The organism is Amphibacillus indicireducens, assembly GCF_039539605.1.
Classification (GTDB): domain Bacteria; phylum Bacillota; class Bacilli; order Bacillales; family Amphibacillaceae; genus Amphibacillus; species Amphibacillus indicireducens.
Map to the genome: position 1 here is coordinate 109576 of NZ_BAABDL010000085.1, position 16771 is coordinate 126346.

At 35.3% G+C, this 16771-nt stretch carries 17 protein-coding genes; 1 reads left to right on the top strand and 16 read right to left on the bottom strand.

Annotated elements, in window-relative coordinates; translation table 11 throughout:
- Position 1 precedes the first annotated feature (1 nt).
- The gene (locus tag ABD814_RS08410) at positions 2-3277 is read left to right on the top strand and encodes a hypothetical protein (protein ID WP_344912156.1); all 3276 of its coding nucleotides are present in this window, start codon (positions 2-4) and stop codon (positions 3275-3277) included.
- A gap of 53 nt (positions 3278-3330) precedes the next feature.
- Here ABD814_RS08410 and ABD814_RS08415 read toward each other — a convergent pair whose 3' ends face one another.
- The 16 genes from ABD814_RS08415 to mtrB form a co-directional block, all read right to left on the bottom strand.
- Entirely contained in the window at positions 3331-3906 is a 576-nt protein-coding gene (locus ABD814_RS08415; protein ID WP_344912158.1) for a ReoY family proteolytic degradation factor, read from the bottom strand.
- A 33-nt stretch (positions 3907-3939) separates the two neighbouring features.
- On the bottom strand, positions 3940-5190 hold the full coding sequence (locus ABD814_RS08420) for a tetratricopeptide repeat protein (protein ID WP_344912160.1): 1251 nt from the start codon (positions 5188-5190) through the stop codon (positions 3940-3942).
- Between the two features lie 230 nt (positions 5191-5420).
- Entirely contained in the window at positions 5421-5690 is a 270-nt protein-coding gene (locus tag ABD814_RS08425) for a type II toxin-antitoxin system Phd/YefM family antitoxin (protein ID WP_344912162.1), read from the bottom strand.
- Positions 5691-5950: 260 nt separating this feature from the next.
- The gene (locus tag ABD814_RS08430) at positions 5951-6451 is read right to left on the bottom strand and encodes a phosphoribosylanthranilate isomerase (RefSeq protein WP_344912164.1); all 501 of its coding nucleotides are present in this window, start codon (positions 6449-6451) and stop codon (positions 5951-5953) included.
- Positions 6452-6505: 54 nt separating this feature from the next.
- Positions 6506-6961: a tRNA (N6-threonylcarbamoyladenosine(37)-N6)-methyltransferase TrmO gene (gene tsaA / locus ABD814_RS08435; RefSeq protein ID WP_344912198.1), complete on the bottom strand. Its 456-nt coding sequence runs from the start codon at positions 6959-6961 to the stop codon at positions 6506-6508.
- Between the two features lie 149 nt (positions 6962-7110).
- Positions 7111-7491: a hypothetical protein gene (locus ABD814_RS08440; RefSeq protein ID WP_344912167.1), complete on the bottom strand. Its 381-nt coding sequence runs from the start codon at positions 7489-7491 to the stop codon at positions 7111-7113.
- Between the two features lie 241 nt (positions 7492-7732).
- Positions 7733-9025: a 3-phosphoshikimate 1-carboxyvinyltransferase gene (aroA, locus tag ABD814_RS08445; protein ID WP_344912169.1), complete on the bottom strand. Its 1293-nt coding sequence runs from the start codon at positions 9023-9025 to the stop codon at positions 7733-7735.
- Positions 9026-9037: 12 nt separating this feature from the next.
- Entirely contained in the window at positions 9038-10138 is a 1101-nt protein-coding gene (locus tag ABD814_RS08450; protein WP_344912171.1) for a prephenate dehydrogenase, read from the bottom strand.
- Positions 10135-11241, bottom strand: coding sequence for a histidinol-phosphate transaminase (gene hisC / locus ABD814_RS08455; protein ID WP_344912173.1), 1107 nt, complete (start codon positions 11239-11241; stop codon positions 10135-10137). The genes ABD814_RS08450 and hisC overlap by 4 nt, the downstream gene beginning before the upstream one ends.
- A 12-nt stretch (positions 11242-11253) precedes the next feature.
- On the bottom strand, positions 11254-11616 hold the full coding sequence (gene aroH, locus ABD814_RS08460; RefSeq protein WP_344912175.1) for a chorismate mutase: 363 nt from the start codon (positions 11614-11616) through the stop codon (positions 11254-11256).
- A complete protein-coding gene (gene aroB, locus ABD814_RS08465; RefSeq protein ID WP_344912177.1) occupies positions 11613-12692 on the bottom strand; it encodes a 3-dehydroquinate synthase in 1080 nt (359 codons plus the stop codon). Before aroB ends, aroH begins: the two co-directional genes overlap by 4 nt.
- On the bottom strand, positions 12693-13859 hold the full coding sequence (gene aroC / locus ABD814_RS08470; RefSeq protein ID WP_344912179.1) for a chorismate synthase: 1167 nt from the start codon (positions 13857-13859) through the stop codon (positions 12693-12695).
- A 174-nt stretch (positions 13860-14033) separates the two neighbouring features.
- Positions 14034-14807, bottom strand: a complete 774-nt coding sequence (locus ABD814_RS08475) for a CheR family methyltransferase (protein ID WP_344912181.1) — start codon at positions 14805-14807, stop codon at positions 14034-14036.
- Positions 14808-14835: 28 nt separating this feature from the next.
- Positions 14836-15807: a polyprenyl synthetase family protein gene (locus ABD814_RS08480; RefSeq protein ID WP_344912183.1), complete on the bottom strand. Its 972-nt coding sequence runs from the start codon at positions 15805-15807 to the stop codon at positions 14836-14838.
- Positions 15804-16394, bottom strand: coding sequence for a heptaprenyl diphosphate synthase component 1 (locus ABD814_RS08485; protein ID WP_344912185.1), 591 nt, complete (start codon positions 16392-16394; stop codon positions 15804-15806). Before ABD814_RS08485 ends, ABD814_RS08480 begins: the two co-directional genes overlap by 4 nt.
- A 33-nt stretch (positions 16395-16427) precedes the next feature.
- Complete coding sequence (gene mtrB, locus ABD814_RS08490) at positions 16428-16652, bottom strand: trp RNA-binding attenuation protein MtrB (RefSeq protein WP_344912187.1); 225 nt, start codon at positions 16650-16652, stop codon at positions 16428-16430.
- Between the last annotated feature and the right edge of the window lie 119 nt (positions 16653-16771).

The window sequence follows — 16771 nt, forward strand, 5'->3', positions numbered from 1 at the left end:
TATGCCCAATCAAAAACCTATCAGTCCAATACAGAGTGTAAAACCTAAGCCAGTAAAAAAAGCTCGTAGTGGTGAAGAAGTCCGAGAGCGCAATATTACCTGGTTGCTTGTATTAGGAGTCTTATTCCTACTGATCAGTGGGCTTGTTGTTGCAACAAGTACATGGGATCAAATGGGAGCAGTCCTTAAAGTAGTGATTTTATTAAGCGTGGCGATATTTTTCTTAGGCTTAAGTGAACTTTCATCACGTCTACTTAAGATTAAAAAAACTACTTTTGCTTTTCTTACACTAGGAAGTTTACTGCTTCCAATTGCAATAATTGGGATTGGTTATTTTGAGTTACTAGGTGATTACTTGTCGCTTACAGGGGAAGGTCGATATTGGTTAGGGTTAATTTGCACCCTTGTTCCGCTTCCTTTATACGCGCGTAATGCTTATCAGACGAAGGCAAAGTTATTTGTTTGGATTTTTTATATTTTTCTAACACTAACAACAAGTTTTTTACTGATCGCATTAAATACACCTGTCGATCGATTCTTTTTCCTGATCATGGTTTATAATTTGCTCCTTCTTTATATTCACCATACATCTAAGAAGGTTGCACAAACAAAGTTGAAAGTTTTTTTAACTGAGTTACCTGCCTATACCCAACTAAATTTGATCATTTCAACGCTATTCATGTTAATTTTATTTGATCATGGCATTTTCTATAGTTTTAATATCCTGCTCTCTGCTCTGATTTTTATGGCAATGGTTTTTGTCTATCGAGCAAAAGACTATCAATTTGTATTCATTGCACTATTTGCCTACAGTGTTTATCAACTGACAGAACATACATTTTTACAGGAAATTGATTTACTTATCTACCCAATTGTCGGGATCGCCTATCTCGCTTTTGCAAACTTAACAAATAAAGAAACCCGCTTAAGTAAAGTATTCTATTATGCTAGTGGGATTATGGCAGGCCTATCATTTATTTATCTAACGAACCAAATGGCAATCGATTTTGCAGATTCGCGATCATGGCTCGTACTTTTATCAATTATTTTAATTGCTGCCACATATATTTACTTAGCTAACCTAACCAACAAATTTGTTTTTCGTTTACTTGCACCATTTTTTATTGTGATGGTCGGGATTCAATTTTGGTTTACATTACTTAATCGTCTGTTTTCTGAAGGGTTTCACATTTATCTATTTATTTATGCGATCGGACTCTTCATTTTCATTGGTTTAAAAAATCGTTTCACATTTTTATCAAATATCGTCAAGAGTAGCTATTACACTTCTCTTGTAGTCATCATTTTAACGATGCTAATTGAGTTACTGCAATCCAATTTATTAAGAGTTGCATTTATGCTGATCACGGTGAGTATTTTAGCAATCTATCTCAGCCTCACACGATCAAATCAACTAGAGAAACGTTATGCCGAGTGGATTCATCCAATTAGCTGTTTATTAGCAATCTACCTACTTTACAATAAAATTAGTGAAAGTAGTCAGTTTTATCAAGAACAACTTAGTTTGAGCTTTCACTTGGCAATGGCTGGATTAGTTTTACTTGGAATAAGCTTACTATGGAAAAAAATCAATCAACCGCACCTTGCTAAGACAGCATTTTATACCGGTCAAGTGAGCTATCTATTTGTACTCTATCATTTATTTGTTTTTTATTCTGGAGATCGAGTCTTTGTGCGACCATTAATCTTACTAGTTGGCATCGGAGTGACATATTGGCTAGTTCGCTACACGAAACGGAGTCAATTATGGTTGGTCGTTTCATTAACAACTCTAGGTTTCTATCTATCTTTAGTAAGCACATTTTCGATTGAAACATTCTCTGGATTTGTTTGGTTTATGCTTGGCCTACCAGTTCTGTTTTTAGTCATCGAACATTTTCTCGGCAAATATGAGCCTGACTTAAAACCTTATTACTTTTTTATCGGGCAAGGTGTGCTTGCATTACTTGTGTTCACCATCTTCACTCGATACATTGTCACGGTTGCTTTTCAGCTTTCAAGCGAGAGCTTATTTCATCCAGTCATCTGGTTAATACCATTAGCAATTTATTTGTTTACAACAAAACGACAAACGAAAGAACACTATCTTAAACTCTCATTCTATGCCAGTTTATCAATGGTTGTTGGATCAATCGTATCTATCATTAGTTATTATAACTTGTTGCAGACATTCCCTATATTTTATGATTGGATTATAGCGATTATCGGGCTCGTCCTGATTTGGTTTGTAGTGCCAGTGCAATGGAAAAGGCGACTAGAATGGTACATGATCCCATTGATGCATTTGATTTTATTAATCGGAATTAGTTCGTCAAAGGCACAAACAGTTTCACAATTAGCGATTTTATTAGGTCTAGTTTGTCTGACACTCTGTTATCTTCAGATCCGAAAGTGGTCAATATTTACTGTAATACCATTGATTTTTTCACTGATTATTTGGCAAAATCAACTGGCCATAACTGATCAAACGATTGTATGGCTCACTTATACTCTCATTTTTGTAAGCTTCAATCTGATCGGTATTTCTCTGTATAAATATCTATTTATAAGAGATCAACAAGCAAGACCAATACTTGATTGGTATTCAATCGTTTCAGTTATCTACCTTTTTAACAGTTCAAGCTTGATTGAAAATATTTGGTTAGAAACATTCACACTAATATTATTTTCAGTTTGGTTTTTCTGGCAGTCAAAACGTGTTCAAAAACCGATCAATGTAAAAATATTTTTGTCAGTAGCAACACTTAGTCTGTTAGCACCATACAACCTATTACTTGGTGAGTATATCGATCTGTTGCCTGAGCTAATCCACGCTGAACTTAGAGCACTACCTGTGTTTGCGTTAATCATTGTCTTATTGAAAAAGGTTTGGTCAGGTTATCATTCGATCATTCAATATTTAGAAACGATTGCTTTAATCTTCCTTACCTTGTATTTAGTTGTTGATGCGCTTCAATCTGTGACGATTTGGGATGCACTGATCATTGGGGTGTTATCAATCATTGCACTATTAATTGGCATGCGCTATCAAATTAAAGATTACTTTTTAGTTGGGGTCGGGACATTGTTATTTAACTTGATTTATCAAACACGGCCATTTTGGGGCAATTTACCATGGTGGGCATATCTTCTGTTTGCAGGGTTGCTGTTCATTGCAATTGCAAGTTATAACGAATGGAAAAAGCAACAAGATAATGAAGGAAAACTTGAACAAAAACTAAAACAGATATTCGCTCAATTTAAAAAATGGAACTAAATAAACTGCCCAGCATGTAAGATCATGCTAGGCAGTTTTTAGTAAGAAAATCATTATTCATCCATAACCGAACTTTTCGCATCATAACTTGCTTTTAATTGGCTTAGCTTCTTAGTTAAGGTTATAAATTTAGTTTCATCTTGATGATCAAGTGCGTAATCAATTTCTGTTAACAATTGTTTTTGTTCAGCCTTAAATAAAGTATAATCTAAAAATTCCTTGGCTAATTGTTTCTCTCTCTTTGTAATAAAAAAGTCATCTGGTAAAAATGGATTATCTTCTAACACCGCATTATACTCAGCATTTTGATGAGAATTCTTAAACGAGAGCTGAATATAGATTGGTTCATGGCGATTTAACCGGATATCGTGGAATGATTTTTCCGCATCAGTTGTGACGATATGATCTTTATAAAATCGAAACGCAACTTCTTCAGAGCATTGTGCTGAAATAATCATCCCTCTCGGACAAAATCTTGCTTCTCTAATGAAATGCACATTAGACAATAAACTTTCATGATTAATTAAATAATTTAAAATCCAAACACTTTCTCGTTTCTTCAATTGATAATGCGTTAAAAACCAATTAATAAATGATTTCTTATCTTGAATCGATATCGATGTACTCATGTTAGCTTTCCCCCCTGTTCATTAGGAAAGTTGTTAATCCTTTAGCCGGGCTAAATAACTTTCAATCTCAACATCACTTGGATCAATTGATAAGTAACGAGTAAAGATTTGTACGGCTTCTTCTCTCATACCCTCCTCAACTAAAAAGTATCCATATGCTTTAAGAAAGTCACTATCGTCTTTGAAGTCATTGTAGGCATCTTGATAATATTTTAGGGCTAAATCATAAGTCTCTTCTGCTTCATATGCTTTAGCGAGTTCCCATTTATAATATCCATCTTCTTCGCCTTGTTCTATAATATGAGTGAGCAAGTCAATTATTGCTTCAAAATCGTCCTCTTTGCGATAATTTTCAATTAGAAATAATATTCCAGCTTTATAACCCGGATCAATTGAGATCGCTTTTCGAGCTAAACGATAACTCTCATCATTTTGACCGACTTTTCGAGCTAAACTTGCAGCTGTTAGCAATAACTCTTTGTTTAATGGATCGATTTCTAATCCTTTTTGAGTTGCTTGATAGCCTTGGTCAATCAACCCTTCTTCTTGATAGGCTTCGGCTAAGAAATTATAAACTGATCCATATTCCGGATCTTGCTTCAATAATTCTTCCCATGTATGAATAGCAATGTCCATCCGATTCGCTTGATAAGCAATGAACCCATATCGGAAGAGTATTTCTGGATCATCAATTTCTACATCTTGATAATAGTCCAACGCTTCTTCAAACTCACCTATCGCAGCTAAAGATTCTGCGATCCGTAAAGTGAGATCGACTTCAGCAATTTGATCATTTTGTTGGTGAATTTTTCGATAATTAAATAATGCATCGTCATATTTACCTAAAGAAAATGCAAGTTCCGCTTGAGCAAAGTTAATTAGGACTTCATTAGGAGCCAATTGCTTTGCTTCAATTAGCTTCTGTTCAGCGACTTCGAATAGGCCTTGTGTTTGGTAGAGGTCAGCTGCAACCATCAGTGAAGCAATATATTCGTCACTTGATTGATCGATTGCTTCCAAATGATTTAGTGCCTGCTCATCATTTTCTAAATCAATATATATTTCAGCTAATACGAGTCTAATATCTGATTCGTCAGGGTAGTCTTCGAGTAGTGACTCTAAAATAGATCGTGCATCATCTAATAAGCCTAATTCAATAAAGAGATCAGCGATTGTAATTAAGTCATTATCACTAGCTTGCCTGACATAATCGCGTAATATACTGACTGCTTTTTTTATTTCATCTTGTTCAATTAACTGGATTGCTTGATCTATTGGATTCATTTAAACAACAACCTTTCAGGGAAACTTTAGAATAGCTTAATCATAACGAAATACTGGGATGATTTCAATTTTGGAGAGTAGAAATTAAAGCATCATAGCTATTCATACTTTAGCCATGATGCTTAATATATTCTTAATTTGAAATATTGGATCGGGGTATGACCATACCTTAATTAGAACTAATAAAAATATTATTTTAATCATCATTAGTAACAGGAAGAAATTCAACATCATAACTGGTCATCGATTTTATCCATAATTCTTCTATAGGTAGATTCAAGTGATGTTGTCTCTTCACCATTTAACCTTTGTTCTTCGGCAATCAATAATTTTTCTTTTAAAGAAATGATTGCTTCTCTTCTTTCAAACGCATCAATGCTCATTAAAACAAGATCGCCTTCTCCATTTTTGGTGATATAAACTGGTTTTTCTTTGTCGTGGGCTAATTTAGAAATGGAATTATAATCATTTCTTAGACTGGTTGATGATTTTATAATCACATTTAACACCTCCACTAATTAATATACTATTATAATAATCATTGTATATGTATATCCTGTGTCTTCACCACAATCGTTACTCCAGGTACAATCGTCACAGAGCCACTGTTCCAGACTTTGTTGCCGATTGTAATAGGCAGAGACCTTTCATAACCAGCTTTATATTCCTAAGTATCAAAAGCATGATTAGGCGTGTACAAGCTAACATTTGAATCGACTCAAACTCAGTAAGAATGGATATCTTCATTCCTCTTGGTATATCAACTTTTTATTATCCTTTTCAAAAATTCTATTTTTGCAATGTCTTTGTGATTATTTTTGTCAGTTCGATAGCTATCCTTTGCTGATGATTCGTATACAGACAAATACTGTTTGTGATTTAATAAATAATACTTTACTCCTTGATAACTATGGATTGCTAAATCTTCTAAGTTTACTCCTGCAAAGCTAGGTAAAGTATCGATCACGCCAAATCTAACTAATAAATCTTTTTTCTCAAACTCATGTTCATGTAAATCTATTAGCGTGTACCCGATTGATTTCATCATTTTTACGATATCATTCCAGTTATCAATTACTAATTCAGGTTCTATTTCCCATCCTCTTCTGTCACCAGGTACGTGGATATCAAGATCTTGAGCTTGCCAACTCATATTTGTAATAATCTCCAAGCCAACTGAGCCGATTAACAAGGGGACAATATCAAGCTCATTTAACTTTCTAGCAATGATTATAAATTCAGCAAACTTATTTTGATTCATTTAAACACCTCTTTTAAGTTAGTATTTGAGGTTGTTTTGCCCTTAAAGATTGACCTAAAAATAATCCTCCATTAATTTTTTCATCCAGTACGGAACATCAACGTTTTCTCTTGTATCAAATTCAGTAATGTAGGGTTTTATATCCAATACAGGAGTATTATTGTTTGCATCAAGCCCTCTTACTGTCAGAACATGATCTTGAATCGCTTCAATTTTAACAACTGAAATACCGATCGGATTTGGACGGTACTTCGTTCTTTGTGCAAACACACCAACATTTGGCATATCCTTCCTATCTCGTGGTCTTTTGATCATCAGATCAGACTCACTACTATTAAATTGGTCCATGAAAAAGACAATGATTGCATGAGAATATTCCTCTAGCCGATACAAACCAGACTGAAACTCTTGGTTAAGACGAATTTCGGAAATGACCTTGTTCCAATTAGTATAGTTTTTATGCTTAGCTTCTGAATGAACTACACCAATTTGTTTTAATAAAAAAATGATTCGTTCATAGACACACTCCTATATAATTTTTTAAAAAAGATTAATAGTAATCCAAAGAAAAGAGTTTCCATATTGACGTGTGCTCCTTTAAGCATAATTTTAAGAACTGTGTCTTGTTGATCTGGCTGATCATCAAGTAACATTTGGTTTTACGTGCGTCGTGATTTCTTAACCTTGATCATAAAAATTACTAAAATAAGATATACGACTGACATAATGATTGAGAAAATCTCATAATTCAAATCAAACAAATAATTCAGTCCAAATAATGGCGTGATGAATAAAAAATAAAATGGGTAGTGAATTGCGGTACTTACGTCAACAATAAAGCTATTTGACAATGCTCCTTCAAGCATGCTGGAACCAAAAACAATCAGACCTGCTAAAACACCTATGATTAAAAATAGCTTGAATCCTTGAGCGAACTTAGCACTACGTGGTGCTTTGTGAATAAAGATCACGAGTCCAATTAAAAATAACAATGTGACAAGTAAATGCAAAATACCTGGTGCTGAATCAGGGTGTTTCACTTATGAAAACAAGTTTATTAGAAATGCAATTAAATATGTAGCAATCAAATTAATCAACCATTTAGGCTTCATCAGATACTCTCTCTCTTTTCAATTATATTTGTGAACAACAACGCAACCTTTGTCACTAATTAGATTATCGCTTACACCAATTGTAAAGTAAATATTAATTATCAGCTGAAAGGTAAAAAACAATAGCTACATATTTCAAATCAACTAGTAGCTATTGTTTTATTTAATTTTATTTAGCTTGCAACATATTTAGATCATCAAAAAATGTTGGATATGAAATATTAATCACATCTGGATCAACTAAAGTGACCTTTTCTTGACAGATTAGTGACGCAATTGCGATCATCATCCCTAATCGGTGGTCGCCATCAGAGCTTACTTCCCCGCCGATTAATGGTGTTTTTCCTTCAATAATCATCCCATCATCGGTTCCTTCAACTTTAGCGCCAAGTGTATTTAAAATATCCACAACTGCAGTGATTCGGTCTGTTTCTTTATGTTTTAACTCTTCTGCATCTCGGATAATCGTTTTTCCACTAACTTGAGTTGCTAGGAGCGCGAGGATCGGAAACTCATCAATCATTCTCGGAATGACATCTCCATCAACTTCAACAGCGTTTAATTCAGCATATTTAACAGTAATGTCACCAATTGCTTCCTTACCAACTCGTTTAGTTTCTTTAATCACAAGATTAGCACCCATTTGATTTAGAACATCTAAAAGACCTGTTCGGGTTGGATTTAAACCGACATTTTTAATCGTTATATGACTGCCTCGCACTAGTAATGCACCAACAATAAAGAAGGCAGCAGATGAAATATCACCAGGCACCTCGATCTCAGTTCCTGTTAACGATTGTTTACCCTTAAGTGTAATCGTATTCCCATCAACATTAATACTACCACCAAATGCTGACAGTAAATTTTCAGTATGATCACGTGTCTTTGTTGTTTCAATTACAGTCGTTTCACCATCAGCCAATAGTCCAGCCAATAGTACACCTGACTTTACTTGAGCACTCTTCATTGGTGGTTTAAAAGTAATCCCTGATAAAGACTGACCACGAACCGCAATTGGTAACAGATTGCCATCATCTCGACCATCAATTTTAGCACCCATCTCACGCAATGGATCCCGAACGCGGTCCATTGGTCGTTTTGTTAATGATAGATCGCCGTAAATCGTCGTATGAAAAGGCAGTCCAGCTAACACGCCAAGCATCAGCCTAGCAGTCGTTCCAGAATTACCAAAATAGATCGGTTCTAACGGCTCTTTTAATCCGGCAATTCCTTCACTCTCAACCAAAACTTGATCATCTTGTTGGTCAATTTTTACACCCATCGCTTGAAACGCTTTAATTGTCATTAAACAATCTTCGCCATTTAAAAAGCGAGTGATCTTCGTTTTGCCTTGAGCAAGTGATCCAAAAATAATTGCTCGATGTGAGATTGACTTATCCCCAGGTACGGAAAGGTCACCAGTTAAAGGTAAATCAATCGGTTTTAAGTTAATTTTCTTCAAAACGTTCATCCCCTACTCTTCAATCATCGTTTCATAACCATTTTTTATAAGCAAACGATGACTTGCTAATTGATCATCTTTAGAAACAAAACTAATTCGGAGCACACCAGTAATGCCTTCTCTTATTTCTAAAATTTCAATATTCTTAATACTAATTTCTTCATCAGCTAAGAGGCCGATTACTTTTAAGATTGCACCAGGTTGATCAAAAATATCAACAAATAAATCATAGAATGAAGGTATGGCACCCTTCTTCGTTCGATCTAAACCATCACGGTATTCACGTGCTTCTGCTAAATAATGATAGATTGACACTTTATCATTTGTTTCTAGCAAGCCTTTTAAGTTTTTCATTTCATTAATCCAGTCTTCAAGCAGCTGAGCTAAAACTTTTTTGTTTTGAAAAAAGATATCTTGCCACATACTCGGGTCACTTGAAGCAATTCGGGTAATATCACGAAAACCACCAACTGCTAAACGTGGAATCTTATCATGTTTTTTTTGCCAAGTTTTTGCTTGCTGAACAAGTGAAGATGCAATTAAATGTGGAAAATGTGAGATCACACTCGTCATTTCATCATGTTCTTGTGCGTCTAGCGTTAAAAATTTAGCTTTTGTGTGAGCTAGTAAATCTGTTAATGTTGAGATTGCCGCTTGATCTGCTTTTTCAGTAGGTGTTAAAATGTAAATTGCATTTTCAAATAAATGAGCTTTCGCTACTTCAATACCTTGTTTATGCGATCCCGCCATTGGATGACCACCAACAAAAGTGACTTCTCCGACTTCAATTGATTCAGCTGTCTGCATAACGTTCGACTTAACGGAAGAAACATCAGTTATCAAAATTGGTTTTTCAAATCTAAGCTGTTTAATCTGCTCTAGCAAATCAATTGTTTTCGAGACCGGTGCAGCTAAAATACAAATATCAACCGTCGTAACCACTTGATTAAAATCAGTTGAGATTTCATCGACAATTTGTTTCTGAATCGCATAATTCAATGATTTTTGATTCACATCATAGCCGATTAGACGATGGTCAGTATTCTCTTTTAAATTTAATGCAAGTGATCCTCCAATCAATCCTAGACCTGCGATTAAAATCCGTTTTGTCATTGATTTAGTTCACCTACTTGTTGATCTAAAAACAGCTGAATTTTGTCTCTTAAAATTTGCATGTCATCCGCGTTACCGATCGTTATCCGAACGCCATTTGGATGCCCGAGTGCTTCACCGGAGCGAACGATAAATCCTTCGGTCATTAAATAATTAAATAATGAATCACCTGAGACCGGTAATTTAACAAAAACAAAATTAGCTTCTGAATCGTAATAACTTAAATTCATTTGATCCAAGGCATTCATAAAAGTTTGTCTATTTTTAATGGTTTCGCTAACAGTGTTCTCAATAAAATCCTTGTCTTGATAAGCTACAATAGCCGCTTGTTGTGCTAAGCGGGTTGTATTAAACGGCCCTCTAGCGATATTAAGTGCCTCACTTACTTCTAATTGAGCAATGCCATAACCAATCCTGAGACCGGCAAGGCCATAAACTTTTGAAAATGTTCGCACGATAATTAAATTAGGATTGTTATGTAGTAAATCAATCGTGTTTACTTTATTGCCCGATTCAACATAATCCATGTAAGCTTCATCAACGACTACGAGTACATCACTCGGACAATCCGCTAAAAATTTCTCTAATGTCTGCTGGTCAATTAAACTACCAGTTGGGTTATTCGGTGAACAGAGCCAAATGATCCGAGTCTGTGAATCAACTGCCACTAACATTGCGTCCAAGTCATGATAACCATCGACTAATGGGATTTCTTTGACTGTCGCTCCCTGAATTAACGCATTATGCTTATACTGTGGAAAAGTTGGATCAGGTACAATCGTATTCGTTCCTTCCGATAAATACGTGCGACAGATAATATCAATCACTTCGTCAGCACCACAACCAAACACAAGCTGGTCTGGATCAACCTTTAAGTCTTCACTTAATAATTGTCGCAACTCTGTCGCATAGCCATCTGGATAGATTTCGAAATGATTCGCCGTCTCACGAACAACTGCATCTACCTTTTTTGAATAACCAAATGGATTTTCATTCGATGCAAGTTTAACAATGCGATCAAGGTTAAATTCACGTTTGACTTCATCAACTTGTTTACCCGGTTTATATGGTGACATAGTTTTAAAAATACTTTTTGCTTTCATAAATAAATCCCCCTATTTAAGTAAATCAGGTCTTAATTTGCGTGCTTCATAATGATAAACATGATGAATGTCCGCTTGCTCAATCGCAGTATTGACTGTCATCATAATTCGAATACACCGCGGTAAGCCATGAGGGACATTGATTTCTTTCATGCACATGACTGGAACATAAGTCCAACCATCAAGTTCTCTGATTGGTTTAGCTGGAAAAGTCGCCGTTAGATCGTCTGTAACTGTTACTAAAACAGAACTGACATCTGTAGCCTCAACTTGATTCTTCTCAATCATCTCCAAAATTAATTCACGCGTATTTCCAAAGATTTCTTGCTCATTATTTGCATTTACTGTAGTAGCCCCTCTAATTCCTCTTATCAATGGCGATTCAGCTCCTGTATAAAATCTTTTAACCATACATGTAATTTTTGCTCATCAAGTTTCTCAATTGTTGGTTCTCCAATATTTTTTAATAACACCATCGTTACTATTTGATTATTTGATTTTTTATCTCTTCTCATCCGATCGATTAGCTTATCGATCGATAGATTTGGTAACTGAAGTGGATAGTCATTTTTTAAAAACCACTTATATACTTCTTGATAAGGTAATTCTATTTGATATGTTTTCTCACTGACTCGAATTGCGAACAACATCCCAATTGCAATCGCTTCGCCGTGAGTGATCGTACCATAACCAAGTTCAGATTCTAAGGCGTGTCCAAGTGTATGACCGAAATTTAGAAACTGACGAATGTTTGATTCGCGTTCATCTTGCTCAACTACTTCAGCTTTTACTTTAATACCCTTGAGTAATACATCGGTTAGCGCTTCTTCATTTAATGACTCAGTCAGTTCAATCTGATTAATTTGATCCCAAAAAGATGAACTATGAATTAAGCTATGTTTAACCACTTCTGCATAACCAGAACGAACCTCTCTATCTGAGAGTGTGTGAAGTGTTTCAACATCATAGATAACAGCCACTGGCGGGTAAAAGTTACCGATTAAATTTTTTCCTTCTGGATGGTTAATCGCTACCTTACCACCAACACTACTGTCATGAGCTAATATTGTTGTTGGCACTTGAATAAAATCAATACCTCGCATAAAAGTCGCTGCTACAAACCCAGCTAAATCACCAATCATACCTCCACCTAAAGCAATGATTAAACTCTTACGATCTAATCCCGTTTCAATCGCATCTGTCATCAGATCATAATACATTTGGATACTCTTTGAACCTTCTCCAGCCGGCACAACTGAATAACTAACTGGGTAAGCATCTTTAACAGCTTCAATCACATCAGCTAAATAAAGTGGTTCAACGTTACTATCTGTAATAATTAACACTTGGCTATATAATTTCGGTGAGAAATCAAGAATTTGATGTCGTAAACCTTTACCAATCATCACATCATATTGATTTGTGCTTGTTTGAATAGTTATTTCATTCACCTAAAAACACCTGATTTCTTCTCGATACTCATCAATTGCTTTTTTCAGTTTAGGAAACTGGTCATGTGGAAATTGTTCTAAAATAGCTTTTGCAACTTCAAAAGCGACAACATGCTCCATCACAACAGCTGCAGCTGGCACAGCACATGAATCCGAACGCTCAATACTTGCTGTAAATGGTTCTTTTGTTTCAATATCAACACTTTGTAACGGCTTATAAAGTGTTGGGATCGGCTTCATTACACCTTTTACAACGATTGGCATTCCAGTCGTCATCCCACCTTCAAAACCGCCTAAATTATTTGTTCTCCGTTGATAACCTGTTTCCTCAGACCAAATAATTTCATCATGAACTTCACTACCATTACGTCTAGCTGCTTCAAAACCAATCCCAAATTCAACACCTTTAAATGCGTTAATACTTTGAACTGCAAAAGCGATTCGTGCATCTAGTTTACGGTCAAAGTGGACGTATGAACCAATACCTGCAGGCATACCTTCAACAATCACCTCACATACGCCACCAATCGAATCACCATCTTTTTTAGCTTGATCAATTGCATCCATCATTTTTTGGCTTGCTTCTGGATCTAAACATCGAACAGGAGAGTCCTCTGAAATCGTTACTTTCTGATCAAATGATAAATCAGGATACTCTTCTGCTTTAATCCCAGCAATTTCATTGACGTAACCAACAACATTAATCCCTAACTGTTTTAACATTGTTTTTGCAACCGCTCCAGCGGCAACGCGAACAGCTGTTTCTCGAGCAGATGAGCGTTCCAATATATTTCGCATATCACGGTGACCGTATTTCATCGCGCCATTTAAGTCAGCATGTCCCGGTCTAGGACGTGAGACGACACGACGGATCTTTTTATCATCATCAATTGGGTCTTCTCCCATAATATCAACCCAATGTTTAAAATCATCATTTTTAACGACTAATGCAATCGGAGAGCCAAGTGTATAACCGTGACGCACTCCTCCTGCAATGTCTACTAAGTCCTTTTCAATTTGCATCCGCTTACCACGGCCATGCCCCTTTTGTCTTCTAAGAAGTGATTCATTTATTTCATCGCTAGTCAATGGCATTAAGGCAGGTACACCCTCAACAATTGTTGTTAATTGTTTACCATGTGATTCTCCAGCAGTTAAATAGCGCATTTAAATTTCCTCCTTATTTAGTCTATATTTTAATTAATATACCACACTGAAGTCATTCTGTCTTGGTAAATTGATAGATAATTCTTTTTTTTCAAACTTTTCAATGGATTTGTTAAAGTTGAGCTAAAAAAAGAAACATTCATTACAGATCAAATGAATATTTCTTTTAGTCTATTATTCTTGTTTTGTATAGAAGAATGTATCGAGTAATTTTAACTTATATTTCTCTGGTGTAAAGATTTGTTCGGTACTACCGACGAAAAAGACACCTTCATCTACAAGTGAATCACTGAATTTGTGATAAATTTGTGTTTTTGCTTCATCAGTAAAATAAATCATCACATTTCGGCACACAATTAAATCAAATCCTTTAGGAAATGGATCGGACAATAAATTGTGCTTTTTAAATGTAATCGACTTTTTCAACTGATCATCAATTATGTAAAGTGAATCTTTATGAACAAAGAATTTGTCCTTAAATTGTTTAGGAACTTCTTTTAATGCCCGCTCCGTATAAATTCCTTGTCTTGCTCGCTCTAAAATTTTATCATCAATATCCGTTGCTAAAATGCTAACTTTGTTTAGATCAATATATTGCTTTAAAATCATCGCGATTGTATACGGCTCGTCGCCTGTTGAACAAGCTGCACTCCAAATTTTCAGTTCAGACTTCTTTTTTAACATTTCGGGTAGAATCTTTTTCTCTAAAACTTCCCATCGTTTTGAGTTTCTGAAGAATTCTGAAACATTTATCGTCATTTTGTCAAGAAACTCTTGCATTAATTCTTTATCTTGATCAATTACCTGGAAGTAGCTTTTAAATGTGTTAAAGCCTCGCTTATCCCTTAAAGAAGTTAAGCGACGTTTCATTTGGACTTCTTTGTATAAGTTCAAGTCGATGTTTGTTTTTTTCTTAATCAATTCAGTAAATAGTTGATAATCTGGCATTTTCATATCTCCCTTAGAAATGACCACATTAATGTGTTCGTTTACTTAAATACCCAACTAGCTGATACAATAAGTCTTTTTCCTTTTTATCTGGTAGTCGTTTAATTTGTTTGATTGCTTGATTTAAATACCATTGACTATATTGATAAGACCTTTGAATCGCGTCCGTATTTTTTATATCGGCTACAATCGGATCAAAATCAAATTCTTTGATTAGCTGGTGGCGGTTAAATATTAACTCAAGCTCGTGAAAAATCTGCTTATCTTGAATGGCTAACAACGTTGGTAGGGTCAGATAACCTGAGCGTAAATCTTGACCACTTGCTTTACCTAAGTCATCAGCTGTCGACGTAAAGTCTAGTATGTCATCAATTATTTGATAAGACATTCCTAAATAGTAACCAAACAAATAGAGCTGTTTTTGAATTGAGCTAATAGCATTTGTCGTAATCGCACCTAATTGACATGATAAAGCAATTAATCGTGCGGTCTTATTACGATTTTTTCTGAAATATGCTGTTAAAGATGGATTCATCTGATAGCGATTCTTATATTGCGCTAACTCACCTAAAGCTAAGTACTTTAATGTACTTGAAAATAGTTGATGGGCTTTTTGATCTGCTATTTCTGACATGATCTCAAGTGCTTCTGCAACTAAGTAATCACCGATATATGTAGCAACTTGATTGGTATATTTGTGATGAATCGTTCTGTCTCCACGTCTTACTGGTGCTTGATCAATAATATCATCATGGATTAAGCTACTCATATGAACAAGCTCAAGCGCAATACAAACATCAACTAATTGCAATGCTTCCCCATCACCAAAATTACTGGCAATCATACAAAGAAGCGGCCTAGATCGTTTACCACCAGCTTGAATTAACGCTGTTGTAGCCGTTTTAACTGGTTCTTCAGCTTCCGATAGTCGTTCAATCAGTCTTTGATCAAAAAGCTCTAATTCAGCTTTAATCTCACTATACTGCTCTGATAATTTCATTTGATCATCCCATTTTGAAAATGTAATTTAAAACGAGCATTAATTAAACGAGCCAAGTCAATTAATTTTGAATCAATCTGATTAGCTTGCGGTTCCTCATGAAAAAATGCCTCTAATTGATGCAAATTAAAGTAGCGTAATAAATATGCAGTAACTGTTGTATCAAGCCTATACTTAAGTTGAACAACTGTTTTTCGATCATCAGTTTTTTGCTCAGTCATTTGAATCATTAATTGACTGATCACCTTAGTCGCCTGAGCAAGTACTTCAATCAGCTTATTCTCTGAGTGATAAGCTAAAAGAGCATAATATTGTGCACTAAATCGGTCACCTTGAAGAATTTTTTCTGTATTATTAGCATCCGGTTGATTAGAAACAAGTTGATGGAGATCAAATGATTGTTGCAACAATGTAATCCCCGTCACAACATCAATTTTCTTCACTTGTGACCACGCTGTTCGCTCAACTAAGGACAAATAAATAGCCATCCGGTAATCTTTTTTTAATAAAAAACTCACCAAACAAGGATCCATCACTGTCTGATATTGCTCATTTAACTTTGCTTGAATTAAACCTTCAATGCTCATGCTAATATTCTCCCACCAATACAAACTGATTGATCAGTATTCACTTGAATTAAATGACTCAATTTCACCGTGACGTGATTGAACAGTAGCTTTACCTTTAATTTTTATTGCAGATGTGTGCTCAGTAAACTGAACAATTAATAATTCTCCCGCATCGAGCTTTTCTGAGTGATGAAATTTCGTTGATTCGCCTCTTGTTAGACCAATGACTTGTACACCATTTTCTTCAGCTTTAATAATAAGAAATTCTGATTCCATTTATAATCACCCATTTCATCTAATTTATACTTTACAAGTAAAAAAATAATCGAGATAGGGGGAGGTGACTAACCTCCGTCCCTCTCACACCACCGTACATACGGTTCCGTATACGGCGG